Genomic DNA, 16,188 nt, shown 5'->3' on the forward strand with positions numbered 1-16,188 from the left:
GCGGATATTTCTATGTTTAAACTTGTTTTTTTGTTTGCGGAGTGTCAATATTGTATTTGCCTTGCTCTATTCGTCATCAATACCCGCTAACTTAGTACAATATAAAAAGGGGATCGGAGATATCTTCGCATCCAAATTGTGGTCTATAAAAAAAGATAATATGATTAAGTCGAAAGGTTATGCGGCGAAAGACAGCAGTTCTCCACTTGAATACTTGGAGTTTGAAAGGAGGGAGCTTGGTGCAAACGATGTTTTAATAGATATCTTATACAGCGGGATCTGTCACTCCGATATTCATCAAGTACATGACGAGTGGGGTGGTACACAGTACCCAATTGTTCCCGGGCACGAAATTGTCGGTCGGATAAGTGCCGTTGGTAGTGGAGTGACTAAGTTTAAAAAAGGCGATCTGGCAGGTGTGGGTTGTATGGTGGCTTCCTGTGGCGAATGCGATAACTGTAAGTCAGACCAACAACAGTTCTGTTCAGAAAAGAAGACCGTCTGGACTTACAACAGCAAGGATGTGATGCATGATCACAGCTATACTTTTGGTGGTTATAGCAATAATATTGTTGCGGATGCGGACTTTGTGCTGCATGTGCCGGAATCGTTGGATATTAAAAAGGTGGCACCGCTACTCTGTGCTGGAATCACCACCTATTCGCCATTAAAAAGATGGAATATTAGCAAAGGACATAAAGTTGGTGTGTTGGGCTTAGGTGGATTGGGACATATGGCTGTTAAAATTGCAGTAGCAATGGGAGCAGAAGTCACAATGATAAGCCATTCTCCACGTAAGAAGGAGGATGCGGCTCTACTTGGCGCACACAAGTTCTTAAATACGCATGAGGCAGATGAAATAAAAGAATTCTCATCGTATTTTGATTTTATTATTGATACCGTATCGGCACCGCATGATTATAACCTCTATCTTGCATTATTGAAAACAAAGGGAGTTTATATTTGTGTGGGGATTCCAGCTGCGCCCATGGAAATCAATGGACGCTCAATTATGGGGGGAAATAAGATTCTAACGGCTTCCAGCATTGGGGGAATACAGGAAACTCAAGATATGCTTGATTTTTGTGCTGAACATAATATTCTACCCGAAACAGAAATGATTGATATCGACTATGTAAATGAGGCTTATCAAAGGGTATTGGATAGTGATGTAAAATATCGTTTCGTAATCGACATGTCGTCTATTGAAAAGTAATCCAAGAACAGGTCGGTTAAAGAGCCGACCTATTTTTTTAATCGCAATAAAATCTTTACGCGTTTTGACAATTGGATTTGAAGAATGCTGACATGATTCAAGATGGATACCGTAACTTTAGCTTGAGCTTTTCAGCTGGAAAGGCATAGCTATTTTTTTATTTAAAGGAACAATAAAATAGATAATTTCAATGAAGAAGGTAGAAATAAAGCACACAGATTTGCAGATAGCTCCAATTAATTTTGGTGGGAATGTTTTTGGCTGGACATTAAATGAGCAGCAATCGTTTGAAATGCTAGATAAATTTGTAGGAGCAGGGTTTAATTTTATTGATACGGCAGACACCTATTCGTGGTGGGTAAATGGAACCGGAGGGCAGTCCGAAGAAATTATTGGAAAATGGTTAAAAAGCCGTGGTAACCGTCAAAATATAGTAATTGCAACAAAAGTCGGATCGGAGACCAAGGAACACGGATATGATATCTCAAGGAAACATATCTTGAAATCGGCTGATGAATCATTACGACGGTTGGGAGTAGATCATATAGATCTATACTATACCCACTTTGACGATAACATAACCCCCGTGGAAGAGACGTTGTCGGCTTATGCGGACTTAATAGAGGCAGGCAAGGTACGTTATATCGCCGCTTCCAATCTATCGCCAGCGCGTTTAACGGAAAGCTTTGATGTAGCAGAGAAAAACGGTCTTCCCAAATATGTTGCGTTGCAACCGCATTACAATTTGGTAGAGCGCGCAGGTTTTGAAACAGATTATGCGGGCTTGGTCGAGAAGTATGGGTTGAGTGTATTTCCATATTGGTCGCTTGCAGCAGGTTTCTTGACCGGTAAATACCGTACTGAAACTGACTTTGATAAAACGGCAAGGGGCGGTGGGATCAAAAAATATTTTGATGCTAAAGGTAAAGCTGTCCTGAAAGCGCTCGATGCTATCTCCGAGAAGCATGAGACAAAACAGGCTACTGTAGCATTAGCATGGTTGTTGGCTAAACCGCTGATTACCGCTCCCATTGTGAGTGCCACAAGTGAGCGTCAATTGGATACGCTATGTGCGGCGCCGGCTCTTAAGTTGGATACAGAAGATATCGAATTATTAAACGAGGTCAGCAATTAAAATACCGGTAAAAGAGCAATCACAAAATCCCTACATTTCTGAGGGATTTTGTTTTTATTGAGAAGTCGTTCTTGATAGACGGTGGAGATAGCTTATGTATTTTAACAAGTTTATCGTAAATTGGACGCTAAATTGATCTTATGAAACGGTTCCTGATATTATTTTCTTTTATGCTTTTTGGCAGAAGTTATGCGCAAATGCCTACACCTTATGAACGGGGCAATGGTAATCAATCCACAACATTTGAAGAAATGCGGGCCTACTATCAGGAATTGGCGGAGAAATATACATCAATTCATTATGAAACAAAGGGAGAAGACGATAACAATAAACCAATAGATGTGGTCGTATTTAATCCGTTTGGAAAGACACTGGAAGTCGCTAGGAAAGGGAAGTGTATTTTATTGGTCAACAACGGTATTCATCCCGGAGAACCCGATGGTATTGATGCCACTATGATGCTCATGCGGGATTTGGCGACAGGAAAGGTAAAGGCACCTCAAAATGTTATCGTTGTTGCGCTCGCGAGTTACAATGTCAGTGGGATGTTAAATCGTGGGAGCTTTTCCCGAGCTAACCAAAATGGCCCTGAAGAGTATGGCTTTCGTGGAAATGCAAGGCATTATGACTTAAATAGGGATTTTATTAAGACAGACACTAAAAACTCGCGCAGTTTTCAGCAGATTTTCCACTGGGTCAAGCCGGATGTTTTTATCGATAATCATGTGAGCAATGGGGCCGATTATCAGTACACTTTTACTTATATCTCAACAAACAAAGAACGTCTGGGAAACCTTTTAGGTAATTATTTTAATAACAACATGCAAAAAACCTTACTGAAAGATCTCCAGGAGAAAGGGTTTATGTCTGTTCCCTATGTTAACATCCACAACGATGTACCTGATGGTGGTTTTCCAACTTTTATGGATTCGCCAAGATATGCAACAGGTTACACCAGTCTATTTAATGTCATCGGAACCGTGGTGGAAACACATATGTTGAAACCTTATCAAGAACGTGTCAAAGCGACTTATGATTATATGCGTTGTAATCTGGATTTTATGGAACAGCATTATAAGGAGATTAAACAAAAAAGAACTGAAAACCTCAAGCAATATCAAATAGGGGATAAATATGCCATAGCATGGAAGCTTGATTCATCGAAATATGAACCACTGGACTTTAAGGGCTTCGAGGCAAAATATAAGCCGAGCGATGTCTCCTCGAAAGATAGATTGTGGTATGATAGAAACGCTAAGTTTTCAAAACAAGTTAAGTTATATAATACCTATGTTCCGACAAAAGAAGTAACTATTCCATCGTATTATGTCATTCCGCAGTCTGAATGGGAAATTGTTAACTTGCTAACACTCAATCAGATCAAAATGATTCCGCTAAAACAAGATACGGTAATAGCGGTGGAACAGTATCGAATTAAGGATTTCAAGACAACTTCAAGTCCTTATGAAGGGCATTATTTACATTTTGATACCAGCCTCCTCCGGGAATCCAATAAGGTAAACTTTCGTGCTGGTGATTATTTAGTCCCCTTGAATCAGGACGGTGTAAAGTTCTTGCTGGAAACTTTAGAACCTGAAGCAATAGACTCTTATTTTAATTGGAATTTCTTTGATGCGATCTTAGGACAGAAAGAATATTATTCAGCATATGTTTTTGAAGATACAGCAGCCAAACTTCTAAAAGAGAATAAAGATTTAAGAGCTGCCTTTGAACGCGAGAAGATGAACAACCCTAAACTTGCTGCGAGTAGTAGTGCGCAGCTGGATTGGATATACAAACATTCACCTTACTATGAAGAGTCACATCTTCTTTATCCTATTTATCGCATCAATTGATCACGGTGATTTTTGATACACAAGGCTGCGTTCGTTACAATATGGCTATCTTATAAGTATATCCAGGGTAATACCAATGAACATTATGACGATCAAATAGGAGATAAAGCCTATTATTAAAGCGGCAAATGCTTTGAAATAGCTGATCTTTTTAGTCTTATCAAAAAACTGTCCCATGGCCCAGGAGTAATATGCAAAGGTTACCAATGTTGCGTATAAGATAAAACGCTGGTGGGTTATACCATCAATTATTGCAAAAAAAGCATAAATTAACATCGCCATCCCCATAATAAAACATAATAAGATGATGATTTCAAAAAGATTATAGCCGTATTTTTTAAAGAATAATTTAGTCCAAAGGGCGATAAAGAATCCCATGATAATGTTAGCATAACCATAATGATCTTGTAGCCATCGGAAGATGTGGGTCGTGATGATGAGTTTACTTTCAATACCATGGCTGTCGATTGACTGCATATACCGTTCTTCAGTATGGAAAAAGTGGGCAATAATTGAGTACACTAAAGAGGTTACAATAACAAAAATAATAGGTTTGACCAGCCGGCTACGATTCTCAGAAATGTAGTTTTGCACATTCTTCCCCGGCGCTGTTACCAATCCGCTAATGGTATAGAGAATGCCGCGTTCAAAGTGAAGCACATGTTCTATTTCATGGGTGATATAATGCGCATCTATTCTTTTCAGCGTTGCAGGTTGGCCACAATCGGGACAAAATTTTGACGTAATGTCTGTACCGCAGTTTTTGCAAGTTATCATGTTGAAGTTTTTCTTTAGGTAATTAAGGTTAGGTACTCTATATCATTTTTAAAGCCTATAAAGGCAAACTTTCTTTACGGACCATTTTATTGGAGGTATTCAGCAACTTCCACAAGCTTGTATTTGGGGCTCCGTTGCAAAAACTCACCAAGAAAAGCTGCGTGAGTAGCACCGGTGATCAGCAAAATACGATCTTGCGCCGTGACAGGGATCTGATTTAAATTGGAGAGTATCCGTAGATTTCTTCCGTAAAATTTAGTGGCTTCGTCTGCTCCTTCAAAATTACCTTTTGTACTACTGTAGGTTAAGATATCAGCGTTTACATTGATAAATTTTTGCAGGGTCTCTTTGTGATTAAATACCTTTAATTTATCTAAAATGGAGAGTTGGTCAATATGGGTGAATTCCTTCATGATTTTTCCCATGTAGTTTTTATACGTTACAGTATCCACCTGGTTCTCCAGTTCATTGGCAATGTTGTAATTATATGCTGCAGTTTGTTGTTCATCAATTCCATAAATTGTTTTTACCCCTGCAAGTTTGCCAACTTCATAAGCGATTAACGCTATTTCACCACCAAACTTAGCTTTATGGCCTTTGTCGTCGATAAAAGATCTGTAGTCACTGTTCAATTCTTTGTTTTTTTCAGAAATGACTTCTACGCAAATGATGGTTGGTTTAAAATCAGCCAACAGTTTGGCTACATGATAAGTTTCTCTTCTGTTTTTTTGATCTTTTTCATCAAATTCTACTTTATGGGCATCAGGGGTATAGCTCATGTGAAATGTCCCAAAATTTAAAACTTCGATTTTCTGCTGTGCGTAGCTGTTCCCAAAAAATAAGACCCCAAGGGCGATTCCAATATTTCGAATCTGTATAGTTTTAATAAGCATCTGTGTAAGAAATGGTTTTATGTTTTTTCCGGCTTTTCGTTCAGTTAGCTGTATTTTTCTAGCTGTTTTGTCCAAAAGTATTACAGTTTGTCCAAATAAAAGCTACACTTGAGTGTAGTTTTATTTAACTTCGAAACTTAGAATTTCGTTATGGATTTTAACGCGCTATTTTCACAAAAAAATACTGTTGATCGTCTTTCAGAAAAGGACATCCTGCAGACGCATGGCTATATTGAGCTTGTCAAAGCTTTCTCACGAATTACTTACCAGAGTATCTATCTAATCGATTATCAGGCCAAAAGCTTTGAGTTTGTTTCAGACAACCCGCTGTTTCTCGCTGGTTTAACAGCCACAGAGGTGATGGAAATGGGCTATGGCTTTTATCAAAAATATGTTCCGTCCGATGATTTCCGGATGCTCATTACGATTAACGAAGCGGGGTTCAGTTTTTACGAAAAAATACCCATCGAGGAACGAAAGCTTTACGTTATATCGTATGATTTTCAGATACAAAATGCGCATAACAAATTTATTTTGATTAATCATAAACTGACGCCGGTTTTTTTGACAGAAGAGGGGAAAATATGGAAGGCAATTTGTATCGTATCTTTATCCACCAATGTGTCTTCGGGCAACGTGACGATCGAAAAGTTGCACTCCAACTTAGTTTGGGAGTTGGATCTGTTGACTGGGAAATGGAACTCCCAAAAAAAGATTAACCTTACCGAACGTGAAATAGAAATTTTACGCTTTTATCATCGCGGTCTGACCATTCATGAAACTTCCGAAAAAATTTTCGTTTCCATTGACACGGTGAAATTTCATCGGCGAAAATTATTTGAAAAACTGGGGGTAAGTAACATGAATGAAGCATTGGTTTATGCATTGAATAATAGGTTATTGTAACGATGGCTTGACGGATGTTGAAATGTTCAGGGCAAGCGCCTCAACCGAGGCGCTGCAGATTATTTTTTTACCAATAAGGGTAAGTACTTCTCGTAGCCCTGTGCTTTCATCTTGTCTTTTGGAATAAATCGAAGTGAAGCACTGTTTATACAATAGCGTAGACCACCTTTATCTGCCGGTCCATCGTTAAAAACATGGCCGAGGTGTGCATCACCAGTTTTGCTACGTACTTCCGTTCTGCGCATCCCGTACGAATTGTCGGAGTGTTCTTGAATCAAGCTATCGCTAATTGGTTTGGAAAAACTTGGCCATCCACAGCCCGATTCAAATTTATCTGTTGAGACAAATAAGGGTTCTCCAGTTGTGATATCGACATAAATGCCTTCCCTAAATTCGTCATTATAGGCGTTGTCAAATGCGCGCTCTGTTGCACTGTTTTGTGTAACATCGTATTGCAATGGAGTTAACTCCTTCTTCAAGGTCTCCTTGTCAGCTTTTTTATACCTGTTCTCAATGTTCACTTTCGCTTTTTCGGGGTTGGCATTTCGTGCAAGTTCAAATAAATCAGGGCTTATATGGCAATAACCACCGGGGTTTTTGTCCAGGTATTTTTGATGATAAGCTTCAGCATTATAGTAATTCTGTAAAGGTTCTATTTCCACCACTATTTTGCTCTTGTATTGACTTGCTAAAGCAGCTATTTGCTCTTTGATAACAGCAGCATCGTCGGCATTGGTATAATAGATGCCTGTACGGTATTGCTTACCGATATCGTTGCCTTGTTTATTCAGTGAAGTTGGGTCAATTGTTTTGAAGAAAAGGTCTACGAGCAGCTTTAGATCGACAAGCGCTGGGTCGAAGTTTACCTTTACGGTTTCGGCAAACCCGGACGTTCCTGTCGAAACTTGTGCATAAGAAGGGTGCTGAAGGTTTCCATTGGCATAGCCAACTTCCGTTGCGGTGACCCCGCGCACTTGTTTAAAGAAGTGCTCAGTTCCCCAGAAGCATCCTCCTGCAAAATAGACAACATGATCTTTTTGATTTGTAGTATTCATAGTATTTTGTGTTGACGGTTTTAAGTCTTTCCCTTTTTGTGAAAAGCAAACCTTGCTGATCAGAAATAAGCCGGTCGCTATAGCAAGGAGGACGAATAAGTGTTTCATGGTATGGATTGCTACATGAAAGAAACAACATTGTTTCTTTCATGTAGGCTACAAACACCGTACCTTTCTGGATGTTTAACTTAGAAGATATAAACAGTTTTGACTCTAATAGATTCTTTTTACAATTGGAAGACGAAATAAGTCTATGAAAGGTATGTCCTGACAAAAAGACCTTTTAGCTAAACTTCGCCAGCTGTATCTCTGTGTAGCTGTATCTCTGTGTAGCTGTCTCACTGTGGCTATAATAGCCTGTTTGTCGTAGTAATAAAGTTGGTGAAGCTGTTGCTGTGTACCCTGTACTGCGAACGAGTCGGGCAAACCAAGACGTTTTAACGTAGCCGAGTAACCATGTTCCACCATAAATTCAAGCACTGCGGTACCCACTCCACCTGCGATACATCCATCTTCGATGGTGATGATAGACGAATATGATTGGAATACCTCATGTAATAACGCTTCGTCGAGCGGTTTAAAAAACCGAAGATCATAGTGCCCGACGTGGATGTCCTCCTGGAGCAGCTCGCAGCAGGCGTCCTGTGCATATTGACCAACGGGTCCAAGAGAGAGTAGGGCAATGTCTTTACCTGAACAAAGTCTTCTTCCTTTTCCCATTTCAAGTCTTTTATATTTGTCGGATTGCTTCTCTTGGTTACCTCGACCTTTTGGGTAGCGGATTGCAAACGGTCCGTCGAGAGCGATGTCCTGAGCCGTGAACAACAAATTTTTAAAGTCTGTAAGCGTCATGGGGGAAGCGCCCGTAATGTTGGGTATGCATCGGAGAAAAGCAATGTCGAATGCCCCCTGATGAGTGGGGCCGTCGGGACCGACAACACCGGCCCTGTCAATACAGAACACGACTGGCAATTTCTGCAAAGCGACGTCGTGGATAAGCTGATCATAGGCGCGTTGTAAGAATGTCGAATAGATAAAGCAGAAAGGAAGTAGTCCATCGGCAGCAAGGCCAGCAGAAAAAGTAACGGCATGCTGTTCGCAGATACCAACATCAAAAACACGGTTGGGCATCTGCTGTTTCATTGCGGTTAGCCTTCTGCCGGAAAGCATCGCTGGGCTAATAGCCATAATACGACTATTCCTTCGGGCCAGCTGTGTCAGCGTTTCGCCCAGCACCTGCTGAAAAGTCTCGTTGTGGAGTTGCGGTAGCTGGTGTTCTAACCGTTCACCTGTCAGTTTGTCGAATTTCCCCGTGGCATGCCATTCTGCCTTATTTAACATGGCCGGTGCAAAACCTTTTCCTTTCTGCGTCACACAATGTACTATTTTGGGCCCCATTATATGCTTCAACTGCTCGAATATTTTGATAAGCTTATGGAGATTATGCCCATCCACTGGTCCAAAATAACGTATACCTAAGGCCTCAAAAATATTGCTTGAAGCAAGTAGTCCCGTTTTTATCAGTTTCTCTATTTTTCTAATCGCAGCAATTGACCATTGTGCCCGATCCTTATTACGCGACAGCAGCTTTTTGATCTGTGATTTGAACTGATTATAGGCTTGCCCCGAGGTCAGGTCGGTCAGATAATTTTGTAGCGCTCCCGTACCGGCATCAATAGACATATTGTTGTCATTTAATATAATCAATAGGTCGGGCTGCTCGAAACCAATATTATTTAAAGCTTCGAATGCTAGACCGGCAGTCATGGCGCCGTCACCGATAACAGCGATGTGTTGACGGTTATGATCACCCTTATACCTGGCCGCGCAGGCCATACCCAGAATTGCTGATAAGGATGTGGATGAATGACCAGTACCAAAGGCGTCAAAGTTATTTTCTTCCATAACAGGAAATCCGCTGATGCCATGTAGAAGCCTGTTCGAATGGAAGCGAGCCGCTCTACCTGTGATTAATTTATGGACATAAGCCTGATGACCAACGTCCCATATCAATTTATCCTCAGGGGTGTTAAACACATAATGTATTGCTATGGTAAGTTCTACAACACCAAGGCTTGAACTAAAATGACCGCCATGTGTAGCAATATGGTCAATGAGGAGGTTCCTTAATTCCTGACCTAATTCGGGTAATACCTCCTGTGGAAGAGCTCGTAATTCACTGGGGCTGTTGATTTGATAATTACCTGTCATTTCTTTTTTAGACAAATTTAGATTGATTAGATTTGCGATACAGGTACAGTATAGGTAAAAGTGATCAATACAGATGAAGAACTATAAATTTGAAATCTTTACACAGGCAATCGAGAAAAATATAAAATCAGGGGTCTATAAACCCGGACAAAAGCTACCTTCAGTACGTGATTTTAAAGATTATTATGGTTTAAGTATGAGTACTGTTCAAGCTGGATACGAATATCTTATGATTCGTGGCCTAGTGGAAAGCGTTCCGAAATCTGGCTACTATGTCAGTGCGAAAAATGAAATGCTGGCAGAACCAGGAGGGCATGGTCGTCCACCAATAGTAAGGGATGCTGTCTTTGAACAAAGGCTGGGCCTGACAACAGCGTCACCTTTGGGGCGGGGTTTTTCGGAATTTAATGTTGCGGCTCCAGGGGATCTCCTTGTTCCGCAAAAACTTTTACTTCGGACGATGCAACAGGTCATTCGGGAACTAGGGGCAGGATTGCTACGCTATTATCCGTCTAATGGCTCTGTACAATTGAAGGACAACATTGTCAGCCGTGCGGCCTCTCATCAGACCTTGCTGCATACAGATGAACTGCTGATCACAGATGGCGCTTTACAGGCCTTGTATATCGCCTTGGCAGCCATATGCGAAGCCGGAGATATTGTTGCTGTGGAAAGTCCATGTGTATTTTCTGTATTGGAGGTCATTCGGGTGCTCAAACTGCGTGTCATTGAAGTTCCTGTTCTGACTAAAGAAGGCTTCGATATTGATTTTTTTAGAAGAGCATGTCAAAGAAGTGCTGTAAAAGCCGTCGTGCTAACACCGAATTTTCATAATCCAACAGGTATTTTGCTTGCAGATGAACAGAAAATTGCTTTATTGGCGATTGCTCATCAATATCATGTTGCTGTTATCGAGAACGATATATATGGCGACCTAAACTTTCACGGGAGTAGACCATCTACTTTAAAACAATTTGATGAAAGCGGATTGGTGATGACTTATTCATCTTATTCAAAAACCCTGGCACCTGGAATTCGACTGGGCTGGTTAAGCACAGGGCTATTTCTGAAAGATGCCGAACAGATCAAGTTTGCGTTGGGCAGTACAGTTTCCCCTTTGAATCAGGAGACTGTAAGCCGTTTAATCGGCAGCAGTAGTTACGATCGGCATATTCGTTCACTGAAGATGCAACTGGCAAAAAATGCCTATCTAGCCACCAACCTAATCGCTTCCAGTTTTCCCGAACAAACCAAAGTGATTGCCCCGGCAGGTGGATATAGTCTTTGGGTTAAAATGCCCGAAAGTACAGATATGTCGGATTTTTATGCGCAGTGTGAAAAAATTGGTGCGAGATTCACACCGGGTTATACGTTCTCTTTTGCGAATACTTTTGGACATTATTTTAGGTTGGTCATCGCGGATAAATTTTCTGATAAACGAATTGAAGCGATCCAGCATATAGGTCGGTATTTATGTGGGAACCTGTAGCTGTACTGATGCTAAATGAATAATGTGTATCGAATAATAGCAAGTGATAGCATGTACATTTGTTTGTTTAATAGGAGATGCATATATGAATATAGTTACAAAATTTACGGTGGCAACAGAGCAGGGAATTGAAGCGTTGTCGATGATCACCAAAACACTGGCGCTAGAAAAATTCGCCAGCTTAGTGGAGCCAGCTGAACTGGAACATTACATCGCTGACAATTTTAATTCCAGAACACTTGTCAACGAAATAAACAGCATGTCAAACCAATGGCTGGTGGTGTATGCCGACGATCAACCAATGGGTTATGCAAGAATAACCTCGAAAGGGCAGAAGCCGGATGCCCTGGCAGGTACACGTGCGATTCGAATCGCGGACTTTGGTGTCCGCCAACATGCAGCTCGGCAGCAAATGGAGACATCTTTAATGGACAAATGTCTTGCCGTCTGCAATCCCTATGACGTGATATGGGTCAATGAACCCATAATAAGTTCGTCGATAGGATTTTTCGAGCAGAATGGATTTATAAAACAGCCAGGGATTAGCAGATTCGAGGGATTGGCCTTGGAATCAGCAATATATCTTAAGGCGACCTCATAGTTCAAAGGAACTTTATCGTGAAGTTTAAACAAAGCATAATAATGTTTAGCAAAAAAAGTGCACAGATTAGTGCGCTTTTTTTGTTTAATGATAGATATTTTAGTTTTATAATGTGTATTTTTAGTTTTTAAAAAGAAGGTGTTTGTCAAACTTTAACAATATCTTTAAACTAAAAAATATCGTTTATAATCCCTTTTCATAATTGTTTAATGAAGAAAATAGTTATAACGCTTCTATAAGAACAACGAATGCATTTGAAGGATGCTTTGATTTTTCGGAAGTATCGAAATTCACTTTTTCCAGGTTCTGCCCACATTGAAAACCAATTGGAGCTTAATGAAGGAATCGCAGAGTATACCGGGCTAATGATTAGTGGGAGAAACAAAGAAAAAACAAAAAAACATTTTACTAATGTTGTAGACAGATTTTTCTCGAATCCCACTTATGTAAGGTCTTTTGCCTATAATACCACGCCAAGTCAAAAGTGGAGCGCTTATGGGCCCCAATTGGGATAAAATAACAGTTAGTAGGCCTACAAAAATCGAAGGGCAACGCGTAGAGGGTGAGGGCTGGGTGATGCAACTCAAAGATCAGTATGCCGAGCAAAAGGACGAACCGCTGAATAACTACAGGCTTATCAAAAAGCAGTAGATACACTATCTTGATTTTTTGTACTATGCAGCTTTACGAAATCAGCATTAAATACTGGTAAATATAGGAATATCGCCCAAATTTCATAAAAAGCTTACCCTATGCTATTCAATTTTTAGCTATCGATCGGGAGATAGCTTCGAGTTATTTTTTAAATATAATCCAGCGCATTTAATGCCCTAAATTTTCGGGGACTCAGACCGGTATGCTTTTTTATAAACCGTGTTAATGATGCTGAAGAACTAAAACCATAATACGAAGTCAACTCTTTAATCGGAATTTCAGTGGTAGCAAGTTTTTTGGCAATCTCACTTGCGACAATTTCCTTGACGATCGTGCTGGGTGAAGTTTCACTGCTTGAAAGTGTCAATCGATGTAAGGCCATTCTTGAAACGTTGAGCTTTTTCAAGTAGAATTGGAGATCCCAGTGATTCTGAGGATACTGGTGAATGAGTTTTTTAAATTCTACTATAATGGGGTGTTCCGCTAGCGGTGCTGAATTTTGATCCAATTGATTTAATGTTTCTTTTTGTTCCTTTATGTTATTTTTCATGTTTTAAGATAATCGCTTGTTATTGATTCACTATAGTGTTCTGAGGCTATAGTTTAGGTTAAATGTTTCATCAAACTTTTTTGAATACAAGCAAAATTAGGGTATTAATTTCATAGTGTACTTTTCGAAATTAACGATTCGCTTTTTAAAATTATAATTTTTTATAATTGATTCTGGTAAACTGAAGCGAAGCAGATTATCCTTTGAAAAATAGAAGGATAAATTAAAACTTGGCTCCGAGAAGAGAGAAATCGTTTTTTTGTTCTATTTTCTGATTTCATTTTTCTCTTGTTTTATTTTGTATTATTCTTTGTAATATAGGTTTTTACGTATGTTATCTTTATTAAAAATAAAACTATGAAATACGTTGATTATAACCTTTGGTTATACTGCTTTTTTTTAGGTTTTTTAGGATTCACGTCTAATTAATCCACTTCAAGTCATCTTCATCTATAATTTAATCATGGTTATTGAGATGATCATGCGCAGCTCCGCTAGTGCTGGATGATGGAGTGTTCGAGCGAATAGCGTTAGATCTGAGCGATTAGTTTGAATAACATCTAGCTTCTATCGCGGTACAGAATAAGGTTATTACTCGATTCTTGTCATTTTTTATAAAATATACTTTCTTTTGGGTTATTTGATGTTTGTCTAAGCGAAAAGGTTTTCGTTGATTGTGCAAACGTTTGATCTGAAGCAGTTGATTATTTTTCTGTACAATATATTATATCTTGCTTTAAGATTATGAACTAATACTTTACCGAAGGTGAAGAGAATTCTTTGTATGGATCATCTTGTTTCAAGTTTTGTGGAATCCTAAATCGATAAAAAAAATAAAAAACTTCGAAACAGCCGCTGAGGCTTTGTAGGATGATCGGAAGAAGTGCGGACAATTAATACAATTTATAAACTTTATTTAAAAATTATGAGAAAGACCGTGTTTTCCTTAATCACGATTTTAGTGATCGCTATGAGCATTTCCTGCCGGAAAGATGGCAGCTTAATGTACACCTTACCAAACGATACCGGCGCAGAATCCTTAGCAATAGCGGATTCGGTCCAACTATTCAACGTAAGTCCTTCGGCCGCAACGGAGGCTGATAGACTTCAATTTCGAGCGAATCACAATGAAATGCAAATGACCGGATTTTATGTGGCGCCAAACAGTACCATAACCATAAACGTAAAAGTCAACTCGGGTACTACAGCAGCACGCTTAGCGATCGGGACGCCTTTTAGAGATAATATTCGACCAGTCCGGCAGTATTTCAATCTCCAGGCAGGTACGCAAACTTTCACAGTGGATCAATACGGGGGATTGGTTTATGTGATTTATACAGCTGATAATTATACAACAACTGGAGAAATCGAGCTTTCTTTTGGCAATGGATTTATTCCGGTCCCTTACTTTCAAAAGGGGATAACCTCCCATGAGCAATGGGTAGCTACATTGGATTCGTTGAAAAGTACCGTTCCGGATGTCATCTTCTCGTCGGATCACACCATTATGGTAGCCAAAATTGCCGATGCCCTGTTGTACAGGGACGAAGATCAACAGCTGATTGTTAATAGACTGGATTCAATTATTGACTTTTCCAATCGGATCAGTGGCTTGAATGGTACCAGTGGAGTTCATGCGATACCTTACAATAAGCATCTGATTACCGTGAGGGATTCGAGTGCTGGAGGCTATATGGCAGCCGGTATTTCTATTTATTTTACCGATGCCTTATCTTATCGTATGTTGCAGCCAAAATATCTGTCCAATACAAATGGATGGGGAATATGGCATGAGGTCGGCCACACCTATCAACAAAAAGCTTGGACCTGGGGCAATCTGACAGAAACAACCGTGAATGTCTATTCCCTAGCCAGCGAAAGGGGATTTGGATTGCCGGTAAGTCGAGTGACAGCCAATAATTCCTGGCCTAAATTGACGACTTACTTTCAAAAAAATATCGCTGATCGTAACTTTAATTTGGGGGATAATGATTTGAAAATGATTATGTTTCATCAACTCTGGTTGGGATTTGGCGACGATTTTTACATCAAACTTAGCAAAACTACGCGCGAGAACAGGCCCGCAGTTTCGACAGATGCAGAGAAAATGCGCTATTTTATGCTGTCTGCATGTCAGATTGCTCAAAAAGATCTCTCGGATTTTTTTAGAAAATGGGGGTTTAAAGTTGATGAATCTGTCTATACAGCAATAGCTGATTTGAATTTGCCAGCGCCAATGCAGGATCTAACTACTTTAAGAGATTAAACATTCTTAAATACCCTGTTGGACAGGATAGACGGATAGAAACAAGTACGTTATCGCGGAAAAAAAATTAATCGTTGTTTTACAATAAAAACATGGAAAAGTATTATATTGTAGTATGGATTTCATTCCAATAACCACGTATTTATTTAATTAATTGAGAAAATGGGTAAATTTGAAGTAAAAACTCGGAAAAATGGCGAATTTCAGTTTAATCTAAAAGCTGGAAACGGACAGGTGATTTTAAGCAGTGAAGGTTATACAACTAAAGCAAACTGTTTAAATGGCGTTGAATCTGTTAAGAAGAATGCTCAGGACGATAACAAATTTGATCGTAAAACTGCTACCAATGGTAAGTACTATTTCAATCTCAAGGCGACCAATGGTCAAATTATTGGAAGCAGCGAGATGTATGAAAGCGCAAGTGGTATGGAAAACGGCATTGAATCTGTCAAGAAGAATGCGCCTGACGCGACGGTTGAGGAGATAGCCTAAGTCTATATTGAAATGCCGATCGGCTGCACATAAGCAGTCTGTAAATAGAAGCGCATAGGAGTTTATAACAAAGAGCCGGTTTTTTTA

Annotated in this window: 14 protein-coding genes and 1 pseudogene; 9 read left to right on the forward strand and 6 right to left on the reverse strand. The window is 39.7% G+C overall.

The window, feature by feature from the left end:
* Positions 1–160 precede the first annotated feature (160 nt).
* The 3 genes from B3P16_RS17315 (at position 161) to B3P16_RS17325 (ending at position 4,207) form a co-directional block, all read left to right on the forward strand.
* A complete protein-coding gene (locus tag B3P16_RS17315) occupies positions 161–1,216 on the forward strand; it encodes an NAD(P)-dependent alcohol dehydrogenase (RefSeq protein WP_286843698.1) in 1,056 nt (351 codons plus the stop codon).
* A gap of 190 nt (positions 1,217–1,406) precedes the next feature.
* A complete protein-coding gene (locus B3P16_RS17320) occupies positions 1,407–2,351 on the forward strand; it encodes an aldo/keto reductase (RefSeq protein WP_286843699.1) in 945 nt (314 codons plus the stop codon).
* 140 nt (positions 2,352–2,491) lie between these two features.
* A complete protein-coding gene (locus tag B3P16_RS17325) occupies positions 2,492–4,207 on the forward strand; it encodes a hypothetical protein (protein ID WP_070561066.1) in 1,716 nt (571 codons plus the stop codon).
* A gap of 45 nt (positions 4,208–4,252) precedes the next feature.
* Here B3P16_RS17325 and B3P16_RS17330 read toward each other — a convergent pair whose 3' ends face one another.
* Together B3P16_RS17330 and B3P16_RS17335 are read right to left on the reverse strand one after the other, a co-directional pair.
* Positions 4,253–4,984: a DUF3667 domain-containing protein gene (locus B3P16_RS17330; protein WP_236560211.1), complete on the reverse strand. Its 732-nt coding sequence runs from the start codon at positions 4,982–4,984 to the stop codon at positions 4,253–4,255.
* 86 nt (positions 4,985–5,070) lie between these two features.
* On the reverse strand, positions 5,071–5,877 hold the full coding sequence (locus B3P16_RS17335; RefSeq protein WP_070561200.1) for a DUF5694 domain-containing protein: 807 nt from the start codon (positions 5,875–5,877) through the stop codon (positions 5,071–5,073).
* Between the two features lie 150 nt (positions 5,878–6,027).
* Between B3P16_RS17335 and B3P16_RS17340 the strand changes: the two genes are divergently transcribed.
* Complete coding sequence (locus tag B3P16_RS17340) at positions 6,028–6,783, forward strand: response regulator transcription factor (protein WP_112376400.1); 756 nt, start codon at positions 6,028–6,030, stop codon at positions 6,781–6,783.
* 59 nt (positions 6,784–6,842) lie between these two features.
* Here the strand turns inward: B3P16_RS17340 and msrB are convergent, their stop codons facing one another.
* The 3 genes and pseudogenes from msrB to dxs all read right to left on the reverse strand — a co-directional run bounded on the left by msrB (position 6,843) and on the right by dxs (position 10,049).
* Complete coding sequence (gene msrB, locus B3P16_RS24265; RefSeq protein ID WP_349675893.1) at positions 6,843–7,262, reverse strand: peptide-methionine (R)-S-oxide reductase MsrB; 420 nt, start codon at positions 7,260–7,262, stop codon at positions 6,843–6,845.
* 108 nt (positions 7,263–7,370) lie between these two features.
* A pseudogene (msrA, locus tag B3P16_RS24270) lies at positions 7,371–7,946 on the reverse strand (peptide-methionine (S)-S-oxide reductase MsrA); the annotation flags it as partial.
* Positions 7,947–8,051: 105 nt separating this feature from the next.
* A complete protein-coding gene (dxs, locus tag B3P16_RS17350) occupies positions 8,052–10,049 on the reverse strand; it encodes a 1-deoxy-D-xylulose-5-phosphate synthase (protein ID WP_286843702.1) in 1,998 nt (665 codons plus the stop codon).
* Positions 10,050–10,122: 73 nt separating this feature from the next.
* Between dxs and B3P16_RS17355 the strand changes: the two genes are divergently transcribed.
* From B3P16_RS17355 to B3P16_RS17365, 3 genes are all read left to right on the forward strand, one after another.
* Positions 10,123–11,538, forward strand: a complete 1,416-nt coding sequence (locus tag B3P16_RS17355; RefSeq protein ID WP_286843703.1) for a PLP-dependent aminotransferase family protein — start codon at positions 10,123–10,125, stop codon at positions 11,536–11,538.
* An 85-nt stretch (positions 11,539–11,623) separates the two neighbouring features.
* On the forward strand, positions 11,624–12,139 hold the full coding sequence (locus tag B3P16_RS17360; RefSeq protein WP_286843705.1) for an N-acetyltransferase: 516 nt from the start codon (positions 11,624–11,626) through the stop codon (positions 12,137–12,139).
* Positions 12,140–12,634: 495 nt separating this feature from the next.
* A complete protein-coding gene (locus B3P16_RS17365) occupies positions 12,635–12,790 on the forward strand; it encodes a hypothetical protein (protein WP_286843707.1) in 156 nt (51 codons plus the stop codon).
* Between the two features lie 151 nt (positions 12,791–12,941).
* Here the strand turns inward: B3P16_RS17365 and B3P16_RS17370 are convergent, their stop codons facing one another.
* Positions 12,942–13,343 carry a helix-turn-helix domain-containing protein gene (locus tag B3P16_RS17370; protein ID WP_070561060.1) on the reverse strand — a complete coding sequence of 134 codons (402 nt, stop codon included), beginning with the start codon at positions 13,341–13,343 and terminating at the stop codon, positions 12,942–12,944.
* 925 nt (positions 13,344–14,268) lie between these two features.
* Here B3P16_RS17370 and B3P16_RS17375 point away from each other — a divergent pair.
* Together B3P16_RS17375 and B3P16_RS17380 are read left to right on the forward strand one after the other, a co-directional pair.
* On the forward strand, positions 14,269–15,609 hold the full coding sequence (locus B3P16_RS17375) for a M60 family metallopeptidase (RefSeq protein WP_201639170.1): 1,341 nt from the start codon (positions 14,269–14,271) through the stop codon (positions 15,607–15,609).
* A 162-nt stretch (positions 15,610–15,771) separates the two neighbouring features.
* Positions 15,772–16,101, forward strand: coding sequence for a YegP family protein (locus tag B3P16_RS17380; RefSeq protein ID WP_070569093.1), 330 nt, complete (start codon positions 15,772–15,774; stop codon positions 16,099–16,101).
* The last annotated feature ends 87 nt before the right edge of the window (positions 16,102–16,188 follow it).

Origin of the sequence: Sphingobacterium sp. UBA7631 (genome assembly GCF_002483935.1) — a bacterium.
Taxonomy (GTDB): domain Bacteria; phylum Bacteroidota; class Bacteroidia; order Sphingobacteriales; family Sphingobacteriaceae; genus Sphingobacterium; species Sphingobacterium multivorum.

Coding starts and splice junctions, on each gene's coding strand:
- B3P16_RS17315 (WP_286843698.1), top strand. CDS start 161: ATGATTAAGTCGAAAGGTTATGCGGCGAAAGACAGCAGTTCTCCACTT.
- B3P16_RS17320 (WP_286843699.1), top strand. CDS start 1,407: ATGAAGAAGGTAGAAATAAAGCACACAGATTTGCAGATAGCTCCAATT.
- B3P16_RS17325 (WP_070561066.1), top strand. CDS start 2,492: ATGAAACGGTTCCTGATATTATTTTCTTTTATGCTTTTTGGCAGAAGT.
- B3P16_RS17330 (WP_236560211.1), bottom strand. CDS start 4,984: ATGATAACTTGCAAAAACTGCGGTACAGACATTACGTCAAAATTTTGT.
- B3P16_RS17335 (WP_070561200.1), bottom strand. CDS start 5,877: ATGCTTATTAAAACTATACAGATTCGAAATATTGGAATCGCCCTTGGG.
- B3P16_RS17340 (WP_112376400.1), top strand. CDS start 6,028: ATGGATTTTAACGCGCTATTTTCACAAAAAAATACTGTTGATCGTCTT.
- dxs (WP_286843702.1), bottom strand. CDS start 10,049: ATGACAGGTAATTATCAAATCAACAGCCCCAGTGAATTACGAGCTCTT.
- B3P16_RS17355 (WP_286843703.1), top strand. CDS start 10,123: ATGAAGAACTATAAATTTGAAATCTTTACACAGGCAATCGAGAAAAAT.
- B3P16_RS17360 (WP_286843705.1), top strand. CDS start 11,624: ATGAATATAGTTACAAAATTTACGGTGGCAACAGAGCAGGGAATTGAA.
- B3P16_RS17365 (WP_286843707.1), top strand. CDS start 12,635: ATGGGCCCCAATTGGGATAAAATAACAGTTAGTAGGCCTACAAAAATC.
- B3P16_RS17370 (WP_070561060.1), bottom strand. CDS start 13,343: ATGAAAAATAACATAAAGGAACAAAAAGAAACATTAAATCAATTGGAT.
- B3P16_RS17375 (WP_201639170.1), top strand. CDS start 14,269: ATGAGAAAGACCGTGTTTTCCTTAATCACGATTTTAGTGATCGCTATG.
- B3P16_RS17380 (WP_070569093.1), top strand. CDS start 15,772: ATGGGTAAATTTGAAGTAAAAACTCGGAAAAATGGCGAATTTCAGTTT.